This is a genomic window from Paenibacillus sonchi (assembly GCF_016772475.1).
GTDB lineage: Bacteria > Bacillota > Bacilli > Paenibacillales > Paenibacillaceae > Paenibacillus_AQ > Paenibacillus_AQ sonchi.
Genome location: NZ_CP068595.1, coordinates 3,590,237 through 3,613,522 on the forward strand (window position 1 = coordinate 3,590,237; position 23,286 = coordinate 3,613,522).

The following is a 23,286-nucleotide window of genomic DNA, read 5'->3' on the forward strand; positions in this document are numbered from 1 at the left end:
GAGAGAAGACGATGGTTAAAAATCAAGTGCAACTGATTACGTACCCGGACTCGCTTGGCGGGGATTTGAAGTCGCTTCATCATGCGCTGGATGTGTATTTTCCTGATGTGTTCAAGGGCGGGGTTCATATTCTGCCTCCCTTCCCTTCGTCGGGGGACCGCGGTTTTGCACCGCTGACCTATCTGGAGATTGAGCCTGCCTTTGGGGATTGGGCCGACATCCGGGCAATCGGGGAGCGGCATGATGTGCTGGTGGACCTGATGGTCAATCATATCTCCCGCCAGTCCCCTTACTTTCAGGACGTCCTGCAGCACGGGCGGCAGTCCCGCTACGCCGATCTGTTCCTTACGCTGGATAAAATCTGGGCGGACGGACAACCGGTACAGGCGGATATCGATAAAATGTTCCTGCGCCGCAGTAAGCCCTACTCCACTTTCACCATTCAGGACACAGGGGAAGAGCTTCAGGTGTGGACGACCTTCGGCAAAAATGATCCGTCCGAGCAGATTGATCTGGATATCCGCTCAGAGAAGGTCAAGCAGCTGTTCATCCAATTCTTCACCTGCTTCAAGGAGAACAATATCAAGATCGTCCGGCTGGATGCGGTAGGCTACGTGATCAAAAAGCTGGGCACCAGCTGCTTTTTCGTTGAGCCGGAAATTTATGGCTTTCTGGACTGGATCAAGGAGCTGGCCGATTCTCTTGATATCGAACTGCTGCCTGAGGTGCATTCGCACTATTCGATTCAATACAAGCTGGCGGAGCACGGCTGCTGGATTTACGATTTTATCCTGCCGTACCGGATTCTCGATACGCTGCTGAACAAGGACAGCCGTGGGCTTAGGGAGTACTTGCGCACCCGTCCGGCCAAGCAGTTCACAATGCTCGACTGTCATGACGGCGTGCCGGTCAAGCCTGATCTGGACGATCTGATCGACACGAAGGATGCCCGTAAGATCGTTGACACCTGTGTCGAAAGAGGGGCCAACCTGAGCCTTATCTTATCCGATGAGCACAAGGCGCCCGATGGGTTCGACGTCCATCAAATCCGCTGCTCCTATTACTCGGTGCTGAACTGCGATGACGATGCGTATTTGGCGGCACGGGCGATTCAGTTTTTTGCTCCGGGCATTCCGCAGGTGTATTATGTCGGGCTGCTGGCTGGTGAAAATGATCTGGAGCGGGTGCGGGAAACCGGCGAGGGACGCGAAATCAACCGCCGCAACTATACGCTTTCAGAAATCGGACAATCGCTGGAAAAGGAAGTTGTACAGCGTCTGCTCAAGCTGATCCGGTTCAGAAATGAATACGAGGCGTTTAACGGTGATTTTACAGTGGAGGAAGCTGCAGCGAATGAAATCAGACTGTCCTGGACGAAGGGCGAATTCCACTGCACGCTGTACATTAACCTTGATACAATGCGCCCTGAGATTGAATATACGGACGGCGAGGGCGTGCTGGTGCAGCTTGAGGTGTAGAGCTGCGCTTTCAGAAGGCACAGGATGGTATTAGCGATTCGTTGGTCAGCCAATCTTTTCCCTATAAGCGCCAGATAAATTATAATAGAGAGATGAGCTTTAGGAAGGAGCAATGCAATGGCTACGATCAACGATGTGGCGGAAAAAGCCGGTGTGTCCGTGACCACCGTTTCAAGAGTGTTAAACAACCGGGGTATATCAGCGAGAAGACCAGGCAGAAGGTATACCAAGTCATGGACGAGCTGAACTATCAGCCCAATGAGCTGGCCCGTTCGCTGCTGCGCAAGCACTCGAATGTACTCGGGCTGATTATCCCGAGCGTGGAGCATCCGTTCTTCGGCGAACTGGCGAATGCAATCGAATCTGTTGCTTATCAGCACGGCTTCAAGCTCCTGCTGTGCAATTCGCAGCTCGACTCCGTCAAGGAGCGGGAATACGTTGATATGATGCGGCGCAACCGGGTGGACGGGATGATTCTGGGCAGCCATACGCTGGAGGTCGGCGAATATACCAATTTGAATTATCCACTGGTCACCATCGACCGCCGGATTGCCGATATTCCGTTTGTCGCTTCGGACAATGAAAATGGCGGAGCTCTGGCGGCCCGTCTGCTGATTGCTAAGGGCTGCCGCAAGATCGGCCACCTGTCCGGCAATATGAAGCTGGATATGCTGTCCAATCTGCGTACGACCGGTTTTGAGCGTGAGGCGAGACAGGAAGGCGTCGAATTTGTCACCTACCAGACCGAGTTGAATGTCTTCGATGAGCAGACTTACAATGAAATTATCCGGAAAATGTTCACTGAACACCCCGACATCGACGGCGTGTTCGCGACAAGCGATCTGATGGCGCTGTTCGTGATGAAGTGGTGCCGCACGTTCGGGAAGGAGGTCCCCCGCGACGTGCGGATCATCGGCTATGACGATATCCACGCCGCCTCGTGGTACATGCCCGGGTTAAGCACGATCAAACAGCCGATCAAGGATATGGCCCGGCGGGCCGTTGAACTGCTGCTGGAGCAGATGGATGACAAGCCGGTAGAGCGGGAGACCGTTCTCCCGGTGGAGCTGGTCGAACGGGAAAGCACCTGACTGCGGCAGGAGCGCCCCTAAGCCTGCGCACAATCATCGGACAAGACAAAAAGCCGCCTGCTGTCCGAAGCAGGCGGCTTTTTGTGCGGGAAGACAGTTTGCAGAACCCCCGATCCGGGGAAGGATCGGGGGTTCTGCATGTTCAGAAGAAATTGCCCAAGGCGGAGCTGCTGCCGGAGGTGCTTTTTGCCGGGCGGGAGGATGGCGGTAGAGTGCTTTTCTTGGCTGCTGCTTTTTTGGCTGGTTTCTTGGGCGGGGACTTAAAAGGCGTATAGCCTCCCGCATACATCGTTCCGGCCTTATAGCCCTGGCTGCCGGCCAGCAAGAGGGGATCGGTATGCTGCTCACGTTCCATCAGCTTCAGCAGTATCGCCGCCGCAGCTCTGGCGTCATCGAGCGCATCGTGATGCTTCAGGCTGATCCCGAAATGCTGTGACACTACGTTCAGTTTGTGGGAAGGCAGGTCCTGCAGCATTTTTTTGCCGAGCAGGTAGGTACACATGTACTGAAACTCAGGATAGCTGTAGGCGGTCCGGTCCAGGCAATAGCGCAGCACACTCATATCAAAAGCAGCATTATGCGCGATGACCACCTCTCCTTGCAGCAGCGGTTCCAGTGTGGGCCATAGCTCACCAAACGTCGGTTTTCCCTCAACCATGGAGGGGGTAATACCATGAATGGCAATATTCATGCCATCGAACCGCTGCTGCGGATCAATCAGCCACACATGCTCGGCGCTCACTACACCCTCTCTCACTTGAACAAGCCCCAAAGCGCAGGCGCTTGAGCGGCTGGAGTTGGCCGTTTCAAAGTCTATCGCAGTAAAATTCATAGGTAAAGCCCCTTATTCATCATATAGAATTCATATTAAAGGAGCGGAGAGGCAAATACAAACTATTGAATTTACAATTCTTAGTACAACATCTCAAAAGTTCCTCCCTGGTTCTCCCAGAGGAGAAAACAAAGCCAAACGGCTCATACAGCAGAGGATCAAGTTCCTCCAGCCTCCCCTGAAATGGGGGGCTTCGCCTAATGGACCCAGATGCCGTTATCTGCTTGAAATCGGTTTTTGCCGGGCGCTTACGGACCCAGATGACCCTATTTCATGCAAATCCACCTTTATGCTCCGGGAAATGCCAGCTTAGCGTCTCCTCAGTCCGTTAGCTTGGATAAAAAGCCCGGATTGTTGAAATAACGGCGCTGGAGTCCGTAAGATCGTGATTCCCTTTGCCCGGTCTGTCTGGAGGATTGAGATGTTCGGCTTCGTTTCATCCCCCGATCCGGAGTGGAACACAGGAGGGGAAGAACTTGCAGGACGCTGTACTAGTAGAACGTCTCAAAAGTCCTTACTTACCTTCGAGCGAACGATGCTGGAGGATGAGCTTGCGCGCCACGATTACGATCACCTGAAGGTTCGAGTGTACGGCACTCTACACGATGGATGGCGGGAATCCGTCAACCTAGCCCGACTCACCAAAGTTACCGTGCAAACCTACACACTCGGCGTGGCGAACCACTACGGGAAGTGGGGGGCGACACCGTATCGTGGTACCATGACCGAAAGGGTTGACTTACTTTGTTCGCAATTTGGTTTCATCTTAGCGCCCGGATCGTTTTGATCACTTCATCAGGGTAGGAACTTCTGGGATGCTCTACTAGTGAATATAGTATGATATATATTATTGTTAAAAATATTTAAATATACTATGTATTAGAAGTCGGACTTCAAGCGCCGTATCCATACTGTGAGTCATGGAAGAAGGCAATGAATTTGGCATATTAATACAGGAGGATCTTATGATTTCAAATAAACAAATATCTAAACCAACATCTAAATCAATATCAAAAAACACTGTATGTATGTTTCTGACTTATTTTTTTTCATCTTTAGGGGCTTATATTTTTGATATAGGAATAATAGTAGAATTGTATAAAATCTCAGGTTCCACCATAGCAGTCGGTGGTTTTTTTATTGTGCAATTTATTCCTTCCCTAATTTTAACACCTATAGCAGGTGCGCTAATAGATCGTTTAAATCAGAAATATATTTTATTATTTGTGAATATTTTAAGAGGTGCTGCAGTTGCTCTTCTGCTAGTGCATCTCTCCATCGAAACAATATATATTGTTGCAGTTATACTTGGTATTTGTGATGAAACAAGCTCATCTACCATTAGCTCAATAATACCTCAGACTACACCTTCAGAGGATATTTCAAAAATTAATTCAGTTCTGTCAACTACGGATTCGGTGAATATGATATTTGGACCAGCAATAGCGGGTCTATTGATAACGTTGGCTGGCATTAATGGAAGTATTTCAGCCGTTATCTTTACCTTTATTCTCGCTGGGTTAATGATTTTATTTATTGAGTATAAGTATGAGAAAGCAGTAATTGAAAAATCAAAACATTTTATTACGGAGATTAAAGAAGGTTTGGAAATTGTAACAAAAAGCAAGCTTGTTAAAAAAATTATTTTAATTTGGGGATTTTTATTAATTGGTATCGGGGCGACGGGATCACTTATTGTTATTATGTTAAGTGATTATATGCACTTACCTACAGAAAGTTATGGTTGGATTATGACTGCGGAAGGAATTGGCTTAGTAATTGGGTCTGTTTTAATAATTCGTAAGAAAAAACCGTATCACCATTATGATCTTATAGTAGTTGGAATGATTTTATTAGGAGTATCATTAATGATAACATCATTTGCTGATAACCTTTTTGTTGTGTTAGGCGCATATTTATTGGTTGGCCTTGGAGCTGCATCTGCGCCGAATGGAATTCGTACGACGTTACAGACAGAACTTCCAAAAGAAATATTAGGACGGGTCTTTACTACAACAAGATTTATTATTAATACATTACGTACTCTTTCTATTGCTATAGCTAGCATTTTGTCTAAGTTTATGAGCTTAAGAATTATCTTTTTTATTGCAGCTTGTTTTATTCTCTATGGTGCCTTCTCATCAAGAGGTTTAAAACGTCTTGAAAGAGTCTGAAGGGCATGAGGAAGGGAGAATGCTCCCAGATCAAGGCAATAGCCCTTCACCAGGGTATCCCCGTTCATAATATCCGTCTCATAAGCCCGCTGGAAGCCTAGCCGCTCATATAGCTTAACTGCGGAAGCCATCATATCGGAGGTGTGAAGGTTCAAGGTGGCGGCTCCCAGCCCGATGGATCTTCTGGCGGCTTCACGGATCAGCAGTACTGCGATGCCGCGGCCCCGGACACTTGGAGAAACCGCCAGCAGGCGGATAATTGGGGAGCGAATGCCCAGCTCGGGACGCCCGTACGCTTCTTCGGAGGACAGGAAGAGCAGCACGCTGCCGACAATCCGGTTATCTATTTCAGCGACGATCCGCGCATAGGGGGCAGCTCCGTGCACAGAATCAAGAATGGAACGACGGTACTCCGCCCAGAACGGTTCAGGCAGCTCAGCGGCATACTGGCCGTACGCCTCCAGCAGCACTTTGGCGATAGCATCCCGGTCTGAATCAGCTGCGTTACGGATAAGGATCTCTTTGGAGTTGGACATCTTGTGCCTCCTGTGAATCAAAATGAATGAGGCTTATTATAGACGACAAATCCGATGAATATAAGTGGAATTTAATAATTACGATCAATGGATAGAAAAGTTCTATCTATTTTTGTGATTTTTTTAATGGTGTTCCTGAATAACAACAAGGAAATTCAGTTGACAAAAAAAGGGGCTGTGACTAAGATATAAACAAAATCTATAGGAAACTTCGCCTTTAATTCATTGTTAATCTATCGGAATTATAAAATTTAGTGAATAGGGATGAGGGGGGCTACTATTGAACATTGAAAATATCGAAGCGTTTGTCTATATCAACCACTACGGGAGCTTCAATAAGGCAGCGGATGTTCTGTATATTTCCCAGCCTACAGTTACTGCCCGCATACACTCGCTTGAACGTGAGCTGGATTGCAGAGTCTTCGACCGGGTGGGCAAGCAGATTAATCTCACGGATAAAGGCAGGCAGTTCCTTCCCTACGCCCAGCAAATTCTTCAGGTCTATCAATCGGGCAAACATCAGATTCAATCTAAAGGGCTGGTCCCGGATGAGCTGCGAATCGGCAGCACGATATCCGTCTCCAACTATCTGATGCCGCAGCTTCTGGTTCATCTGAAGGGGGCGTATCCGAATCTGAATATTAAACTGACTACGGCCCCCACGGAGGTGTTGATTGACAAGCTGAAGGCGAAGGATATCGATCTGGCCTTCATCCGCAAGGTGGTGAATCCGGCGATCCAGGCTTATCCGTTCTGTGAGGACCCGATTTCTCTATATGTGTATGAAGGGCATCCTCTGGCCCAGGCTAGACATGCTTCAATCCAGGATATCCGCAGGGAGACGCTCGTGTTTTTTGAATGCGGCTCTTTGGACTGGCTGCGGCTGCACCGTGTATTCGAGAGTATGGAGCAGCCGCCGGATATTGTATACCAGGTGGATAATCTGGAGACGGCCAAAAAGCTGGTGCTGCGAAAGGCGGGCATTGCTTTTCTCCCGGCTTTGAGTGTGCAAGAGGAGGTTGCAGCCGGAACCCTGACCCGGGTAGAGATTGCCGAGACGGAAGGGATCTCGCTGCGGACCAGCCTGATCTCCCTAAATGGAGAGTATGCCGGCTTTATCCAAACGCTGCTGGAGCTGGGAACGGGCAGTCAGCTAAATCGACTTATTGTATAGATCAATTAAAAAACTCTATTAGCGCATGGCTGCATGCAGTGATAAAGTTGATTGCAGATAATCACCACTAATTCTATAGGGATTATAAAATTTAAAACGGACGGAGGTGGCAGAATGGGAGAGGTTTACCGGCTGGCAGAGCTGAAGGATGCGGAGCGGCTGCTGGATATAACCTATCGTGCGTATGAGACGATTCGTGAACTCGGGCTGCACTGGCCTGCGGCCACAGCCGATCTGGCGCTGATTAAGGACAATATAGCTACGAACGAGTGTTATGTGCTGGAGATCGATGGCAGCGTGGAAGCCACAATTACGTTGTCCAGAGGTGAAGAGATCAAGGCGCTCACTGAGCTGCCTTTTGTCAAATGGTTTGCGGTAAACCCGGATGCCCGGGGAAAAAGGTACGGCGGCAAGCTGCTGGACTGGGTTGAGGAGAATGTGATTCTCGGCAAGCTGGGCGCTGCTGCAGTTACTTTGGCTACGGCGGAGAAACATCCCTGGCTGGTTCCGATGTATGAACGGCGGGGATACGAGCGGATTCTGGAGCTGGACCCGCAAAATGGCGACGGGATTATGTATTTGATGCGAAAAAGCTTATCGGTCAACCAACTACTATTCAAAGGGGCTAAAAACGATGAAGAAGACGATCCCGCTGGTATATGGACTATTGCTGACACTGGTGATTGCGGGCTGCGGCACGAATAATAATGCAAGCAGCAGCCAGGGCAGCAATACCGCTGAAGCAGCAGCGAAAACATCCACAGAGGCTCCTGCCGCAACTGACGCGGGCCAAGTAACCAAAATTGTCGTCGGCACGGGCACCGGTTTTCCACAGGTATGCTTCATTGATGAGAACGGCAAGCTTACAGGCTTCGATGTGGAGCTGCTCAAGGATATCGACAGCCGGCTGCCGCAGTATGAATTTGAACTGCAGACGATGGATTTCAGCAATCTGCTGCTGAGCCTGGATACGAAGAAGATTGATCTGGTCGCTCACGTCATGGAGAAGAATCCGGAGAGAGAGCAGAAATATCTTTTTAATACAGAGCCTTATGCACACTGGAGAAACCGGATTGTGGTCGCCAAGGATAACAACTCGATTAAGACCCTCGATGATCTGAAGGGTAAAAAAGCCCTCGTCGGCGCAACCAGTGCCCAGGCGCAAATCCTGGAGAACTACAACAAGGAGCATGACAATGCAATCAAAATCGTCTATCAGAACGGAGCCGCCAACGATACGGTAAGCCAAATCAGCTCCGGACGGGTGGATGCCACGCTCGCGGCGGATTTTGTACTGCCGGTCATTGATCCGCAAGCCAAGCTGAAGGCATCAGGGCCAGAGCTGTCCTCTGCGGACATTCTCTACGTATTGCGCAAGGATGATGCCGATTCCAAGACGCTGGCTGATGCCATCGACGGAGCAATCAAGGAACTGAAGGCCGATGGAACACTGGCAAAACTGAGCACCGAATGGCTGGGAGCAGACGTTACTGCAGATGAAGTGAAATGATTGGCTTTTCAAAAACTATGGGGAGGGGAGAGTGAACGTATGGGTGCACCGTTTGATATCAGCTATGTTTTTACCTTTTTGCCAAAATTGCTGACTACGCTGGGTACAACGCTTCTGATTGTCGGCTTCTCTCTGCTGGCAGGTATTGTGGTAGGCTTCCTGGTGGCCCTCCCCCGTCTGTATAAGGTGCCGGTTCTAAAAACTTTTGCCGGGATTTATATCTCATTTTTCCGGGAACCCCGATCCTGATTCAGCTGTTCTTGTTCTATTATGGTCTGCCGGAAATATTGAAGCTGGTTCACGTGGATGTGACGCGGACGCCCGTGCTGTTCTTTGTGATTCTGACTTATGGGCTGCACACGGGAGCTTTCATGTCTGAAATGATCCGGGCTTCTGTGACGGCTGTTGACCGGGGACAGGTGGAGGCAGCTTATGCGGCGGGAATGACGTCTTTTCAAGCTTTTTCACGGATTGTGCTGCCTCAGGCGCTGGGGATCGCGGTTCCTGTATTCTCCAACCTGGTGATTGCCCTGCTGAAGGATACCTCGCTCGCTTTTACCCTCGGGGTGATGGAGATGACGGGAAAAGCGCAGACGCTGGGGAGCATCAGCCAGCATTTTATTGAGACTTATATTGCGCTTGCCCTGATTTATCTGGTGATCAGCTTTACGCTTGAGAAGCTGCTGCTGGCGGCCGAACGCCGTCTCTTGCGGCATGAAGTACCGGGGAATCCTGCGAGAAAAACATTTAGTCTGCAAAAGCACGCTTCTTACCGGAGAATGATTGCCCAGATGGGCTCAGGTAAAGGAGGCGGCGGATGATGAAGCTGGACCCTTCATTTATATGGACAGCATTTGTGCAAATTCTCAGTGCAATCCCAACAACATTGTATATTACGCTTGTTTCGGTAAGTGCCGGTTTGATTATTGGCATCGCCGTTGCGCTTATCCGGATTTACAAGGTGCCGTTTCTGCATCCACTAGCGACCGGGTATGTCACCTTTATCCGCGGGACGCCGATGCTTACCCATCTGCTGCTGATCTATTTCGGGCTGCCGATGATTATTGACGGGCTGGCGGCGCATTTCGGCTGGGGCTTCCGGTCGGTATCCATTCCGATGATCGGCTTTGCCTACATTGCATTCTCGATTACGGCAGGCGCTTATATGTCAGAGGTAGTCCGCTCGGGTCTGCTGGCGGTGGAACGCGGGCAAATGGAGGCTGCCCATGCTGTAGGCATGACTACGTTCCAGGCGCTGCGGCGGATTGTCTTCCCCCAGGCTTTGGCGGCGAGCCTGCCGAATCTCTCCAATTCCGTGATTGGCATGCTGCATGGATCAACCCTTGCTTTTACCGTATCAGTGGTGGATATCAATGCCCAGGCGCAGATCGTCGCCTCCACGAACTGGAGGTTTTTTGAGGCCTATCTGGCGGCGGCGCTGATCTTCTGGGGGCTTACGTTCCTGATTGAACGGGCCACCGCCCTGATCGAAAAGCGGATCAATCTGTACAATCGAGGTGGAGTCATATGATTAAGCTGAAGCAGATTTCGAAGGCCTTCGGACGCCATCAGGTGCTGAACCATATTGATCTGACGGTTGCCAAAGGTGAGGTTGTGGTCATTCTCGGCCCCAGCGGCTCAGGCAAAACCACGCTGCTCCGCTGCGTGAACTATCTGGAGAAGCCCAGCGGCGGAGAAATCGCCATCGGTGATTTCAAGCTGGACTGCAGGCATGCCCGCAAGAAGGATATTCACCGGCTGCGGCAAAGGACGGCGATGGTCTTCCAGCAGTACAATCTGTTCCGGCACAAAACAGCGCTGGAGAATGTGATGGAGGGACTGCTGATCGTGAAAAAGCTTCCGAAGGAGGAAGCGAGGAAGAAAAGTATAGCACTGCTGGAGAAGGTGGGCCTCGGCGCAAAGCTGGACGCCTATCCAAGCCAGCTGTCCGGAGGCCAGCAGCAGCGCGTCGGGATTGCCCGGGCGCTTGCGCTGGAGCCGGAAGTGATTCTGTTCGATGAGCCTACTTCGGCTCTCGACCCGGAGCTGGTAGGTGAGGTGCTCGCCGTCATCCGCAAAATAGCCAAGGAAGGCATCACGATGATCGTGGTGACGCATGAGATGGGTTTTGCCCGCGATGTGGCCAATCACGTGGTGTTTATGGACGGCGGGCTGATCGTTGAAGAGGGGACACCAACGGAGGTGTTCAACCATCCGCGTGAAGAAAGAACCAAGCAGTTCCTGAAGCGGATTACGCCGGAGCTGAACTATTCAATCTAGGAGGGAAGCCCATGGCTATTGTAATCAGCGTATTGGATCAGAGTCCAATCTACCCCGGTGAAACACCGGAAGAAGCCTTTCAGCATACGGTCAAGCTGGCTCAGCTGTCCGAACGGCTGGGCTTCCGCCGTTTCTGGGTATCAGAGCATCATGATTCCGAGCAGGTGGCGGGCTCATCCCCGGAGGTGCTGGTCTCGCATCTGCTTGCCAAGACAGAGCGTATCCGGGTAGGCTCCGGCGGCATCATGCTCCAGCATTACAGCCCTTATAAGGTAGCGGAAAATTTTAATGTGCTGGCTTCGCTGGCACCGGGACGGGTGGATCTTGGAGTCGGCCGGGCGCCGGGGGATTGCCCCGGAGCACTCAGGCACTGCAGCAGGGCGGAGCCGAAGCGCCTTCCCTGACGGACAAAATTATAGAGCTTGAGCAATATGTGCATAACCGGCTGGCGGCAGATCATCCGCTGGCCGGACTAAAAGCGGGACCGGTTCCGGGCACTCCGCCGGAGCTCTATGTGCTGGGGGCGAGCGTAGCCAGCGCAGAAATTGCCGCCAGCCTTGGACTGCCTTACGTCTTCTCGCTGTTCATCAGCGGTGACCAGGCGGTGGCGCTGGAAGCGATCCGGGCCTACCGGAGCGGCTTTGACACCTCGCAAGGGAGAGAGCCGCAGGCCATAATCGCCCTTGCCGTGCTGGCTGCTGAGACGGAGGCGGAGGCCAAGGAGCTGGCCGGAGCGCATAAGCTGATCCGGATTCATCTGGCCAGCGGCAAGACGCTGACGGTGGCGACCCGCGAGCAGGCGGAAGAGTTTACCCGGCAGAGCAAGGAAGCGTACACGCTCGAAGAGCGGGAGCCGATGATCACGAAGGGAACCAAGGAAGCGGTCCGTGAACAGCTGCTGGCGCTGGCCGGGGCCTCCGGTGTCACGGAGTTCATCGTGACGACGAATGTTCAGTCCTTTGACAAGCGGCTCCGATCCTTTGAGCTCCTGCATGAGGCATTTGCTGAAGTGCCTGCGGAGGCATAGTATTTGGCTGAAGGGAGGGATTATGATGAGTATTCGCAACGCGGAGCATGGTATACAGGCTTTAAATGAAAAGGTGATTGGCATCCGCCGCCATCTTCACCGGTACCCGGAGCTTTCGAACGAAGAATTCGAAACGACCCGATATATTATCTCTCTGCTGGAACAAGCCGGAATAACCATTATTGACTATGGCCTGACGACCGGTGTCATCGCGGAGATCGGCGGATTGCAGGAGGGGCCGGTGGTCGCCCTGCGAGCCGATATTGATGCGCTGCCGATTCAGGAGGAAACCGGGCTGCCCTATGCTTCGCTTCATCCCGGCAAAAGCCATGCCTGCGGACATGACTTTCATACGGCAGCGCTGATGGGTGCCGCCTATCAATTGAAACAGCAGGAGCCTTATTTGAAAGGAAAGGTCCGGCTTCTGTTCCAGCCCGCTGAGGAGAAGGCAAAAGGCGCACAGCAGATTATAGCCAGCGGAGCGCTGGAGGGCGTCCGTGCAGTCATCGGCATGCATAATAAGCCGGACCTGCCGGTAGGCACCCTTGGCATAACCGGCGGGCCTTTGATGGCGGCGGCGGACGGCTTTGTGGTGGAGGTGCGGGGAGCCGGATCGCATGCGGCCGTGCCGGAGGCAGGGACGGACCCCATTGTGGCCGCTTCGCATATCGTTACGGCGCTGCAGAGCATTGTCAGCCGCAACGTCAGCACGCTGCAAAGTGCGGTAGTCAGCGTTACGAAGCTGCATAGCGGGAATTCCTGGAACATTATCCCTGAGACAGCGGTGCTGGAGGGCACGATCCGCACGTTTGAAGAAGCCGTGCGGAGCAAAGTGCTGGAGCGCTTCGGGCAGGTAGCGGCCGGTGTAGCCGCTGCCTTGGGAGCCGAAGCGGCGGTGCGCTGGCTCGGCGGACCGCCGCCGGTGAATAATGATGCCGGACTGGCCCGGCTGGGCGAAGAAACCGCCGCCACGCTGGGTTTCGATTATGTGAAGCCTCAGCCATCGCCGGCGGGAGAGGATTTTGCTTTTTATCAGCGCGTGGTTCCCGGGTTGTTCGTCTTTGTGGGCACTGCGGGAAGCCGGGAGTGGCATCATCCCGCATTCAATCTGGATGAGGCGGCACTGCCGGTGGGAGCTGCATTTTTTGCCGGCCTGGCTGTCCGGGTGCTGGAGCATTTCTCTGCGGAAGAGGGTGCAGCATCATAGCGAAGCCCCCGGGTTATGACGTTATTATTGTCGGTGCCGGCTCAATGGGCATGAGTGCCGGAGCGTGGTTTGGGTCCTTGCCGCCGTTTGCCGCCTTGCCGATCCAAGCGATCCGCAAGGTGGTCGGCTGGTTTCAAAGCATACCGGGTTTTGATGCCGGGAGCTTTCCGGGCTTTACGCTGGGTACCGGGGAGGGCGGCTATTACGGCTTTCCCAGCATTGGCAGGGCAGGACTGAAGATCGGCCGCCATGATACCGGCAGGGTATGGAGGCCGGAAGGCTGCTCAAAGGGTCGGTCTGCAAATATGAGCATACCCCGGATGAGGATTTCATTATCGACCGCCACCCAGCTTATCGCCATATTCTGCTCGCCGGAGGGTTCTCGGGGCATGGCTTTAAATTTTCCAGCGTGGTCGGCGAAATATTGGCGGATCTGGCGGCAGGGAGAGCTTCGAAACAGAATATCGGGCCATTTTCCTTGTCCCGCTTTGACTTATCACCGGACCGGCCACAGTCCGGACTTACTTTGGAGGGGATCTAATGAGCAGCGTGCAAATCCGGGATTATCTCAATACGTATGACCAACTGGTACAGTCACTGGAAGGGCTGAGTGAGGAACAGCTAAGATGGAAAGCTGCACCGTCCAGCTGGAGCGTCACCGAGGTGCTCGCGCATCTGGCCGATCACAGCATTGTGGTTTCCTTCCGCATCCGCGACATTCTGGCCGGGACTGAGGCACAGCTGCCGGTATTTAACCAGGACGCCTGGGTAAGCGGCCAGCATGCCAATGGCGGCCATGCCGCAGACAGCCTGGAGCTGTTCCGCAGCCTCCTCCACTACAACAGTCTGCTGTTCAACCGGTTGGGGGACGGGGAATGGGAGAAAAGCGGAATTAATTTCAAGGGAGAAGCCGTCAGTATTGCGGACATCCTCCGCAGCTTCACAGGGCATGTGCAGACGCATCTGGCCCAGATCGAGCGGATTAAGCTGGACGCTGTAAGCAGGGCGCTGCCGCGGTTCCATTAACGTAATTCAGGAAGTAATGCTCCATAAAACTCTGAGGAGGAATGAACATGACCAAGCCCAAACAACTGAAGCTGGGTGCGCTGCTGCACGGAGTCGGGGGCAGCACATCCATGTGGCGCCATCCTGACGCCAAGCCGGATGCCAGTGTAAACTTTGAGCTCTACAAGCAGTGGGTGCAAAAGGCTGAGGAAGGCAAGCTGGATCTGATCTTCATAGCTGACGGTTTATATATCAATGAGAAATCTATTCCGCATTTCTTGAACCGTTTTGAGCCGCTGACCATTCTTAGCGCACTGGCGGGAGTCAGCAGCAAAATTGGCCTGGTCGGCACGTTGTCTACCTCCTATAGCGAGCCTTTCACCGTGGCGCGGCAATTCGGATCACTGGATGTGATCAGCGGCGGCCGGGCAGGCTGGAATGTGGTAACTTCGCCGCTGGAAGGCTCTGCACTGAATTATGGCCGCAAGGAGCATCCCGACCATGGCAAACGCTACCGGATTGCTGCGGAATATTTGAAGGTGGCGCGCGGCTTATGGGACTCCTGGGAAGATGATGCATTTGTCCGCAATAAGGAGACTGGTGTTTTTTTTGATCCGGAAAAAATGCATACACTGGACCATGAAGGTGAATTCTTCTCCGTCAAAGGTCCGCTGAACATCGCCCGCTCGAAGCAGGGCGGGCCGGTTATTTTCCAGGCGGGTTCTTCAGAGGTCGGAAAAAACTATGCCTCCCAAGAGGCGGATGCCGTCTTCACCGGGCATGATACGCTGGAGGAAGCGCAGGAATTTTACCGGGACGTGAAGACGCGCGTAACTTCGTTTGGGCGGAATCCCGATGAGGTGCTGATCTTTCCCGGCATCGGTCCCATCCTTGGCGATACGCCGGAGGAAGCGGAGCGCAAATATCAGGAGGTGGCCGGACTCGTAACGATTGAGAACGCGCTGAATTATCTGGGCCGGTTCTTTGAGCATCATGATTTCTCGCAATATCCGCTGGATGAGCCTTTTCCGGAGCTGGGAGACTTGGGCCGGAACAGCTTTCAGAGCGGCACGGATAAAATCAAGAAAAATGCCAAGGAAAAAGGCCTGACCCTGCGTGAGGTTGCCCTGCAGGCGGCTACTCCGCGCAGCAGCTTCATCGGAACACCGGAGCAGGTGGCGGATCAGATTCAGGCCTGGTTTGAAGCCGGGGCGGCAGATGGATTTATGCTGGCAGCGGCTGTGCCAAACGGCCTGGAGGAATTTGTGGACCGTGTGGTTCCGATCCTGCAGGAACGGGGATTGTTCCGCACCGAATATGAAAGTGATACTCTGCGGGGCAATCTCGGTCTTCCGGTTCCGCAGAACCGGTATGCGCAGGCTCCGGAGCCTTCACCGCTGGTGTGACGGCAGCATGCGTGATGCTGCCAACTTCTGCAAACCTAAAAAGGATACTCTTCCTGTCATCAGGAAGAGTATCCTTTTAGGTTATGCACAGATTTTAGAGCTGGCCGTCTTACTTGCTGTCTCCGGCCTTCCGGCTGCGGAGGCGTTCCAGCTCAGCTTCAACGGCGCTGTTCAGCGGGGATTCAGGGATGCCTGCCGAGTAATGTGCAGAGCTTTCGACAGCGGCTTCCCATTCGTTGATTTTGTCTTCCATGCGCTCGAAGCCGCGTGAGGCCGCACCGGCATTCAAGATCTGTCCGGGGTGTCCGGGATGGGCAGAATAGCTGCTGCTTTCGGAGGCGCGCTTTAACTCAGCCGCTTTGCGGGCGCGGGCTGCCAGCTCGGCTCTTTTTGCCTTAAGCCGTTTATGCTCTTCCCTGGCATTCAGAAGACTGCTGTCCAGGACTGCGAGCGTTTCACGGGTTTCTTCCAGCCCTGCGGTGCATTCTTGAACACTTTCGGTGTAGCGCAGCTTAGCCATAACCGCTGCTCTGGCAGCAGGTTCGTTCCCTTCGTTCATCGCCTGCACGGCTTCCGCTTCACTTCGTTCAGCCAGCACCTGATTCTCGTAGATACGGCGCTCCAGGACACTTGCTGCCGCTTGGAACTCACGCTGTTTAGTTTCGGCACTGGAGATTTTTTCCTCCAGGTCCCGCAAATATTGTCCGGTCAGCAGTACCGGGTCCTCTAATTTATTTAGTCCTTCGTGGATTGCCGCCTTGGTCAGGGTTGTGATTCTTTGGAAAATACTCATGTTCATTTCTCCTTTGTCTCTTATATTATGGAATTTGGTATTGTCGGCTTGGAATTAGTAGTACTCGTAACCTTCAGGGTAACTGTTGTAGTTCTCTTTAGGCATCAGGATGCTTGCCAGAATGTACAGGAACACTACAGTGCCTAAGCTGAATAGGGCAGCGGCGACAGCCAGCAGCCGGACGAGAGTGGTGTCGATGTTCAAATAACGGGCCAAACCTCCGCAAACGCCGCTGATTCTCTTGTCCCTATCGGAACGGTACAATTTTTTCATAATTAATCTCTTCCTCTCATATGGGTTGAACCGGGGAGCGGTTCGTCTTAGCCGTTGTCTATGTGTTTATTGTAAAGCTATTAGCTTTGCTGCAAAACGGCCTGAAGACTGTTCTTTGATCCCGACCTTAGTCGGGGATGGCCTCGGCAGTAAGGCGGGGAAAGCTTGGACAAACGCAGGATAACGCATAGTTGTCCCCGTTTTTTACATAACCTGTAAGCTTGTTTATTCGGATTTAACACTTGCGGCCTATACTGGACAGTACCGGATCACATCCGCATCTGGACAAAAGGAGGACTGGCATGGGAATTCATAAATATTTCCGTTCGCTGAACGAACTGGAACGTATTATCCGCTGCCCCGGCAAATTCAAATTCGAGGAGCACAGCGTGGCCGCCCATTCCTGGAAGGTCGTGCAGTATGCCAAAACACTGGCCGACATTGAGGAGCAAAACGGTGCCGTCATTGACTGGAAGAAGCTGTACGAAATTACGAGCAGCCATGATTATGGTGAGATTTTTATCGGCGATATCAAAACCCCGGTCAAGCATTCATCGCTGCAGCTGCGGTCCTTGATCCAGCAGGTTGAAGAGGGGATGATCGATAACTTCATTAAGGAGCACATTCCCGAGGAGTTCAAAAGCATTTTCTATCAGCAACTTCGTGAAGGCAAGGATGATTCGCTGGAAGGGCTGATTCTGGAGGTAGCCGACAAGATGGACCAGGTGTATGAGGCTTTTGCCGAACTGCAGAGAGGGAACACGGAGAAGGAATTTGTGGTGATGTACCGCAATGCCCTGATCAAAATCAAGAACATTGAATTGAAGTGTGTTGAATATTTCCTGACGGAAATTCTGCCGGATATGGTGAATGAAGAAACGATTTCCTCCATTGATATCAGACAAATAACGGAAGAGGCGCTGGCTCTGTAGGAATGCCGGGTACGCTTCTTTTTTTATACCTGGTAATTCTGTATAGGGTAATCTGCACATGCTATAATGTAGGAAAAATCTGGAATGTGGTGCAGGCGTGGGTTATTTGGATGTATTGCCGGTTTCCAGTGTATTGGCCTGGTTCGGTGCTTTAATGCTTATGATTTATATTTTTGATTTTTTGTGGAGTCCTCCAGCAAGCAGGCTGAAGAGAAACGGCTTGAGGACAGTTGTGAAAAAAATAACAGCCGATGTCCTGATCTTTTTGATTCTTACGAGTGTCCTTGTCTATTCGCTCCATCCGCAAAAGAGCCTGACCCTGCTGCTGCTGGTCTTTGCTTTAAGTATTGTTACCTACCTGCTCGGCACGGGGCTGCTGAAGCTGCCCTTTTCTTTTCGCGCCATGGGAACGGTAGGACATATTCTGATCTGTGCAGGTTTTTATTGGCTGTTCGGCATGATGCTGATGGACTCGCTGAAGGTTGTATTCAATCTCAACATGACGGATAACTTCGACATTTTGTATTTTGTGTACGGGCAGGAGCGGGGAGTTGTCTATGGGGTTCTGATCGTGCTGGCGGTCCTTTATTTTATAATCGGTAAGCTGTATATGCGACCCGTTTATGAGTTGTACGCTGAAGCTATACATAGCCGGGAACATAAAGGGGGTTCTTAAGTTAGATTCAACATACACAAAGTTTTTTACTTTATATTCATTAAGCAAAAAAACTAGGAATTGAAAAATCGGAAGAAAAATTGCATATTATCTAGCTCAAACCAAGTAGGCTCACATAATGAACTTATGGAATTGAAGTTAAAAAATGAATGATAAACATTTAAATATAGATATATAAACAATCCTTCTTTTTTTTGGTCGATACCTTAGTCCACTTACTAAAGCTGAGTTTAACATTTATAATTTTTGAGAAGGAGTTGTACCATCAGATGAATTATCTACATGAAACCACTGAAAAACAGATTCGCGAAGTACTTCTAAAAGGGGTTCCAATACCAGAAGGAATGCTTGAGGAGCTTGTTGAAAGGAATTCTTTAAGTACAGATGGAATGATGAGATTGAAAGAAATCATGAAGAACCCTAAAAACGATGTTAAAAGTATAACCGTAACTATTTCAGATGAAAAGATAGACTATTTAGAGGAATTAATTAAGTCAGGACATGTGAGTAATCATAATGAGGGTGTTGAATTGCTATTATCTGAGGGTATTAAATCTTTTTTTCAGAGTAAATAATTATAAACTCAACTTTCGCAGCCCAAGCAAGTCCCACTACACAAAGTTTGGTTGCACATGATGTATGCTATAAGGTTTATTTGAAATCGGCGATTACCCAGATTAAGCCGCTTACGGTGGGGAAAGTTCAAATCTTCGAAGTATAAGGGCGGCGGAACTGTGAGGGTGGCGGAACTGTGAGTCTCTACGACAGTGACGGATTCATTGGGGAAGCCATATTTTATTAGGGAAATGAATAGTTAGAATCATTTTGAGAACTTTGAGCCTTTTTTCACTTGTTGCTTCCTGTTCCATTATTTACTATTTATAGTGGTGCTCCACATAATATAAGGAAGAAGGATTGTACATGAGTCTGAACAAAAGGCTATCTCAAATACTGTTCCCGGTCATGATTATGTCTGTGATGGCGGGCTGCGGAGGTAACAACCAGAACGGCAAGGCAGAAGGCACACAGGAGCCGCCAGCCACGGCAAGCGCTCATCAGGCCCATTGGTCCTACGAAGGGGAAACGTCACCGGAGCATTGGGCGGAACTCGACGAACTATTCACAACATGCAGTACCGGTAAGGCCCAGTCCCCCATTAATATTCTCCAGGAGAAAGTGAAGGATGAGGGGAGCCTATCGCCTGTTGGAGTGGAGTATTCACCGTCTCCGGTAGCTGTGATTAATAACGGCCATACCATTCAGGTGAATTTGAAGAATCAGAAGAACCGGATCACTGTTGAAGGCAAAACATATACCCTGCAGCAGTTCCATTTCCACTTGCCCAGCGAGCACGAGGTGGATGGCAAACATGCGGACATGGAGCTTCATTTTGTACATAAAAATGAAGAAGGCCAGCTTGCGGTACTGAGTGTGCTGATCACTAAAGGTACGGAAAATGCCGGGCTGAACAAGCTTTGGTCCGTGCTTCCGGGCGAAGAAAGTGAAGAGGAAGTTCCGGTGGATGGCGAGTTCGATATGAATAAGCTGCTTCCGGCAGATCTTCATTCCTTCCGCTACCAGGGATCGCTCACCACGCCCCCATGCACCGAAGGGGTGCAGTGGATCGTCATGGAACATCCGGTTCAATGGTCCGGGGAGCAAATCAATCAATTTGCCGCGATTTTCCCGCATGATAACCGTCCTGTACAAGCGCTCGGCTCCCGGGAAGTTGAGTCGGATGAGTAGGCCTGAGCTAACTGGAGGTTCTCCCGGAATAGATGAACCTTAATCCTAGACGGAATACAAAAGACCTTCAACTCCATCATTCCGTGGAGTTGAAGGTCTTTTACATAGTGTAGAGGTTCTACAGACGATTATTTAGACAATTGATCCATCAGAGCTTTGATTTCCGGGTCCAGGCAAAGGGCGTTCATGACGATGGTCAATGCCTCTGCCCGGGTTGAGGATTGGGCAGGGGCGAATTTGCCATTGCCTTTTCCGTTAATTAGCCCGATTTGGGCAGCTCTGGCAATTTGGTCCTTGTTCCACGAATCCGCCGTGTCACTGAAGATGATGCCGGCTTTTACCGGTGCTGCGCTGTTGAAGTTCACGATCCTGGACAAGATCATTATGATCTCAGAGCGGCTGATCTCCCGGGCCGGCTTAAAGGTTCCGTCCGGGTAACCGGCAATGATCCCGTTGGAAGCTAATACAGCAATCGCTTCCTGGGCCCAATGGGTATTAACGTCACTCAATTGAAGGGCAGAAGCGTCCGATTTCGCCAGCCCAAATGCTTTGGCAACGATAGCAGCGAACTCCCCTCTGGTGATGGTTTTGTCGGGTCTGAAAGTGCCATCGGCATAACCGTTGATGACTTTCAGTTTAAGGAAAGCCGATATCGTCCGGGTGCTCCACAGATCAGCAATGTCCTTAAGGACAGGTGCAGGAACGTTTCCGTCTTTCCCGGCAATCGCACCCTTTAGGGTGTCTTTTAAAGCTTGAGAATTTACTCCTGCAGCAAATATAGAACCTTGTGGTGCCTCAACAGGTACAGGTTTGGTTGTCGGAACGGCTGTGGGCGCTGCCGTAGCCACAGCACTTGGCATTGTACTAGGTACCGTGCCCGGATTGGAGCCTGTCCCGGAGCCAGGGGTTGGAGTAGGGTTCGGACTTGGCGTCTGGCTTGGTTCCGGACTTGGATCTGAGCTTGGCAGCGGGCTTGGCGACGGACTCGGTGCCGGGCTTGGACTTGTGCCAGGCTCAGGTTCAGGCTCTGAGGTCTTAGCTTTTTCAATGGTCAAGGCTTGCAGTTGTTCGCCATCGGCCTTTCTGGCTTCGATCAAGATCTGATCCTTGCCGATCGTGATGGCGGAATATACCGGGAAATTGTCATCATACAGATACTCCAGATAATCGAACTTGACCGCATCATAAAATTTCCAGCCGGAGGACCCGCCGGACAGATACACAGTCCCTGGACTGCCATCCTTCATGGGCTGGCCATTTTTCATAGGATAGGTCCAAGCGAGCGCATGATCGTGGCCCACCAGCACCAGGTCTGCGCCAAGCTCCTCAAGGACAGGGGCCAGATATTTGGTGACGAGCTCCGGACCACGCCCATCCTCTGTATGATAAGCAGGCCGGTGGAACATGGCGATGTTCCATTTTTTGGAGCTGGCCTGCAGGTTTCCCCGCAGCCATTCTGCCTGTTTTTGCATGTCCACTTCATCGGCTTCAGAATTGAGCACGATAAAATGAGTATCCTCATAATCATACGAATACGTCAGCTGCTCCTGTCCGGCCATTCCATTGCCAGGGAGCCCCAAAGCGGTTCTAAATACTTCCTTCCCGCCATTCTTCACATCATGATTTCCCATCGTATAGGCAGATGGCACGCTCCCGCTGTATAGCTGTGAAGCCTTCATATCCTGCTCCCATTCATTCATGATGCCGCCATCGTCAACAATATCGCCACCGTGCATCACAAACCGGGCATCCGGGTAGTTGGTAAAAGCACTGCTCAGCAAATTTTGATGAATATGATAGGCTTCTTCAGTATTGGTGTGAGAGTCCGTGACAAACAAGAAGGAAAAGGCTTCCGGGCTTGCTGACTCTGTCGTAAACCTATACTGCTCACTCCACAATCCCGGTGATCCGACACGGTAGATGTATTCCGTACCCGGTGACAGGCTCTGGAGCAACCCTTTATGAAACAACGTTTCTCCGACACGGTCGGGAGCCAGCAGAAGCTGCGGTTCCGCCGTCTGCTCTTTGATATTAGGCTGGTCAAAACCGGTGAACTTACTGGCCTCCACGTAATGAATCACACCGCGCTCCACGCGGGGGGCCGTTTTCCAGACGATGCTTTGGGTGGTTTTCATATCCTCTGTAACATAGGTTCTTACATATTCAGGCATATCTGAGCCAAGCTGCGGCACTACGGACAAAGAGAATACCTTGCTGACTTTATCCCCATTCACTGCCTGAAGATTAAGGTTCGTTAAGGCCAGTGTTGTCAGGGAGGTCCGGATTTCACCCTGCGCATCGGTTAGCCCCCAACCATCCTTCAGAAGCTTCACATCAACAGCTGCGGTGGAAATCCAGCCTGTGGTTTTGCCGTCGGGCAGACGGATTGCGGTATATTCCCCGCGGGTCACTCCGTCCGAAAAAAATTGTTCACCTTGGGTGAAGGAAGCAAGTTTGGCCGAAACCGGGTCAGCGTCCGCGTAGACGTCAGCCGTTACCGGCTTCACCTCAGCGAAATACTGGGGAAAAAGAGGATCGGACGGGATGATGGACACCCCTTTGGCCGGCACTCCTGCATCATCTGTGACACGAAGGGTGCTTTTCGTATGAAGGGAGCTCCCTTTTACAGTGAGCTTGTAAGGAAAACCAATCGTATACTTGTGGGATGCAGCCAGTGCATAGACAGCTTCACCTACAGTCTTACGAAAACTGCCGTCGCTCATTACGATGGATTTGAATGCCTCGCCGCGCTCCATTTTGGCACTGGGTTTTACAGCCACATTTAATAGCGCAATCGTCTCATCAGCCGGCAGGGAATCCTTGCTCAGTCCAGCAAGCTGCAGCCGGTACTGCCCTTTTACAGGGTCGATCTCATTCTGCGCAACGAACGGTGCCGCTACCTGAGGTTCAGCAGTGGTAATTTCCAGCGTCTGGGGATCGTATTGAAGCTGGGCATAGGAATCCTGCAAATCAACAGCATTTTTGACCTGAAGCTTCAATTGGAATGTTTTGTTGCTGATGACTTCTGTGGGGGCGTTCAGGTGGTATTGAATCCCGTCTTGAATAAAAAAGGTGCTGCTGCTCTCGGCAGGATTGCCGGATCTGTCATATACGGCTGACTGGACGGTATGATATCCCCCTGCCAG

Annotated in this window: 21 protein-coding genes and 3 pseudogenes; 19 read left to right on the forward strand and 5 right to left on the reverse strand. The window is 51.4% G+C overall.

Features of this window, described 5'->3' with window-relative positions; genetic code table 11:
• The first annotated feature begins 11 nt into the window (after nt 1–11).
• The 3 genes and pseudogenes from gtfA to JI735_RS16335 all read left to right on the forward strand — a co-directional run bounded on the left by gtfA (nt 12) and on the right by JI735_RS16335 (nt 2,569).
• The gene (gene gtfA / locus JI735_RS16330; RefSeq protein WP_202677574.1) at nt 12–1,478 is read left to right on the forward strand and encodes a sucrose phosphorylase; all 1,467 of its coding nucleotides are present in this window, start codon (nt 12–14) and stop codon (nt 1,476–1,478) included.
• 92 nt (nt 1,479–1,570) lie between these two features.
• A pseudogene (locus JI735_RS37865) lies at nt 1,571–1,678 on the forward strand (hypothetical protein); the annotation flags it as partial.
• Between the two features lie 33 nt (nt 1,679–1,711).
• Nucleotides 1,712–2,569, forward strand: a complete 858-nt coding sequence (locus JI735_RS16335) for a LacI family DNA-binding transcriptional regulator (protein WP_411830125.1) — start codon at nt 1,712–1,714, stop codon at nt 2,567–2,569.
• A 142-nt stretch (nt 2,570–2,711) separates the two neighbouring features.
• Here the strand turns inward: JI735_RS16335 and JI735_RS16340 are convergent, their stop codons facing one another.
• Entirely contained in the window at nt 2,712–3,401 is a 690-nt protein-coding gene (locus JI735_RS16340) for a 3'-5' exonuclease (protein WP_039834840.1), read from the reverse strand.
• 965 nt (nt 3,402–4,366) lie between these two features.
• Here JI735_RS16340 and JI735_RS16345 point away from each other — a divergent pair.
• Complete coding sequence (locus JI735_RS16345; RefSeq protein ID WP_039834841.1) at nt 4,367–5,575, forward strand: MFS transporter; 1,209 nt, start codon at nt 4,367–4,369, stop codon at nt 5,573–5,575.
• Here JI735_RS16345 and JI735_RS16350 read toward each other — a convergent pair.
• On the reverse strand, nt 5,527–6,111 hold the full coding sequence (locus JI735_RS16350; RefSeq protein ID WP_051051703.1) for a GNAT family N-acetyltransferase: 585 nt from the start codon (nt 6,109–6,111) through the stop codon (nt 5,527–5,529). The two genes, JI735_RS16345 and JI735_RS16350, sit on opposite strands and share 49 nt — an antisense overlap.
• 280 nt (nt 6,112–6,391) lie before the next feature.
• Here JI735_RS16350 and JI735_RS16355 point away from each other — a divergent pair, with 280 nt between their 5' ends.
• The 11 genes and pseudogenes from JI735_RS16355 (at nt 6,392) to JI735_RS16405 (ending at nt 15,720) form a co-directional block, all read left to right on the forward strand.
• Nucleotides 6,392–7,285, forward strand: a complete 894-nt coding sequence (locus JI735_RS16355; protein ID WP_039834842.1) for a LysR family transcriptional regulator — start codon at nt 6,392–6,394, stop codon at nt 7,283–7,285.
• Between the two features lie 114 nt (nt 7,286–7,399).
• Complete coding sequence (locus tag JI735_RS16360) at nt 7,400–7,990, forward strand: GNAT family N-acetyltransferase (protein ID WP_202677575.1); 591 nt, start codon at nt 7,400–7,402, stop codon at nt 7,988–7,990.
• Nucleotides 7,920–8,795 (forward strand): transporter substrate-binding domain-containing protein, encoded by an 876-nt coding sequence (locus JI735_RS16365; RefSeq protein WP_202677576.1) that lies wholly within the window; start codon nt 7,920–7,922, stop codon nt 8,793–8,795. The genes JI735_RS16360 and JI735_RS16365 overlap by 71 nt, the downstream gene beginning before the upstream one ends.
• Nucleotides 8,796–8,834: 39 nt before the next feature.
• A pseudogene (locus JI735_RS16370) lies at nt 8,835–9,616 on the forward strand (amino acid ABC transporter permease).
• The gene (locus JI735_RS16375) at nt 9,616–10,326 is read left to right on the forward strand and encodes an amino acid ABC transporter permease (protein WP_039834850.1); all 711 of its coding nucleotides are present in this window, start codon (nt 9,616–9,618) and stop codon (nt 10,324–10,326) included. Before JI735_RS16370 ends, JI735_RS16375 begins: the two are co-directional and overlap by 1 nt.
• Nucleotides 10,323–11,075, forward strand: a complete 753-nt coding sequence (locus JI735_RS16380; RefSeq protein WP_039834848.1) for an amino acid ABC transporter ATP-binding protein — start codon at nt 10,323–10,325, stop codon at nt 11,073–11,075. The genes JI735_RS16375 and JI735_RS16380 overlap by 4 nt, the downstream gene beginning before the upstream one ends.
• An 11-nt stretch (nt 11,076–11,086) precedes the next feature.
• Nucleotides 11,087–12,102 (forward strand): annotated as a pseudogene (locus JI735_RS16385) (LLM class flavin-dependent oxidoreductase).
• Nucleotides 12,103–12,127: 25 nt separating this feature from the next.
• Nucleotides 12,128–13,309, forward strand: a complete 1,182-nt coding sequence (locus tag JI735_RS16390) for an amidohydrolase (RefSeq protein WP_202677577.1) — start codon at nt 12,128–12,130, stop codon at nt 13,307–13,309.
• A 265-nt stretch (nt 13,310–13,574) separates the two neighbouring features.
• Nucleotides 13,575–13,850: an FAD-dependent oxidoreductase gene (locus JI735_RS37870; protein WP_051051705.1), complete on the forward strand. Its 276-nt coding sequence runs from the start codon at nt 13,575–13,577 to the stop codon at nt 13,848–13,850.
• Nucleotides 13,850–14,335 (forward strand): DinB family protein, encoded by a 486-nt coding sequence (locus JI735_RS16400; RefSeq protein WP_039834853.1) that lies wholly within the window; start codon nt 13,850–13,852, stop codon nt 14,333–14,335. The genes JI735_RS37870 and JI735_RS16400 overlap by 1 nt, the downstream gene beginning before the upstream one ends.
• Before the next feature lie 47 nt (nt 14,336–14,382).
• On the forward strand, nt 14,383–15,720 hold the full coding sequence (locus tag JI735_RS16405; protein ID WP_039834854.1) for an LLM class flavin-dependent oxidoreductase: 1,338 nt from the start codon (nt 14,383–14,385) through the stop codon (nt 15,718–15,720).
• 109 nt (nt 15,721–15,829) lie between these two features.
• Here the strand turns inward: JI735_RS16405 and JI735_RS16410 are convergent, their stop codons facing one another.
• Both JI735_RS16410 and JI735_RS16415 read right to left on the reverse strand, forming a co-directional pair.
• A complete protein-coding gene (locus JI735_RS16410; RefSeq protein ID WP_039834855.1) occupies nt 15,830–16,513 on the reverse strand; it encodes a PspA/IM30 family protein in 684 nt (227 codons plus the stop codon).
• 54 nt (nt 16,514–16,567) lie between these two features.
• Nucleotides 16,568–16,786, reverse strand: coding sequence for a PspC domain-containing protein (locus tag JI735_RS16415; protein WP_020430908.1), 219 nt, complete (start codon nt 16,784–16,786; stop codon nt 16,568–16,570).
• A gap of 302 nt (nt 16,787–17,088) precedes the next feature.
• Here JI735_RS16415 and JI735_RS16420 point away from each other — a divergent pair, with 302 nt between their 5' ends.
• The 4 genes from JI735_RS16420 (at nt 17,089) to JI735_RS16435 (ending at nt 20,140) form a co-directional block, all read left to right on the forward strand.
• On the forward strand, nt 17,089–17,718 hold the full coding sequence (locus tag JI735_RS16420) for a YfbR-like 5'-deoxynucleotidase (protein ID WP_039834856.1): 630 nt from the start codon (nt 17,089–17,091) through the stop codon (nt 17,716–17,718).
• Nucleotides 17,719–17,950: 232 nt separating this feature from the next.
• Nucleotides 17,951–18,394, forward strand: a complete 444-nt coding sequence (locus JI735_RS16425) for a hypothetical protein (protein ID WP_157771343.1) — start codon at nt 17,951–17,953, stop codon at nt 18,392–18,394.
• A gap of 269 nt (nt 18,395–18,663) precedes the next feature.
• Complete coding sequence (locus JI735_RS16430) at nt 18,664–18,969, forward strand: hypothetical protein (protein WP_039834858.1); 306 nt, start codon at nt 18,664–18,666, stop codon at nt 18,967–18,969.
• A 346-nt stretch (nt 18,970–19,315) separates the two neighbouring features.
• Nucleotides 19,316–20,140: a carbonic anhydrase gene (locus JI735_RS16435; RefSeq protein ID WP_039834859.1), complete on the forward strand. Its 825-nt coding sequence runs from the start codon at nt 19,316–19,318 to the stop codon at nt 20,138–20,140.
• A gap of 128 nt (nt 20,141–20,268) precedes the next feature.
• Here JI735_RS16435 and JI735_RS16440 read toward each other — a convergent pair whose 3' ends face one another.
• On the reverse strand, nt 20,269–23,139 hold the full coding sequence (locus JI735_RS16440) for an S-layer homology domain-containing protein (protein ID WP_233476426.1): 2,871 nt from the start codon (nt 23,137–23,139) through the stop codon (nt 20,269–20,271).
• Nucleotides 23,140–23,286 lie beyond the last annotated feature (147 nt).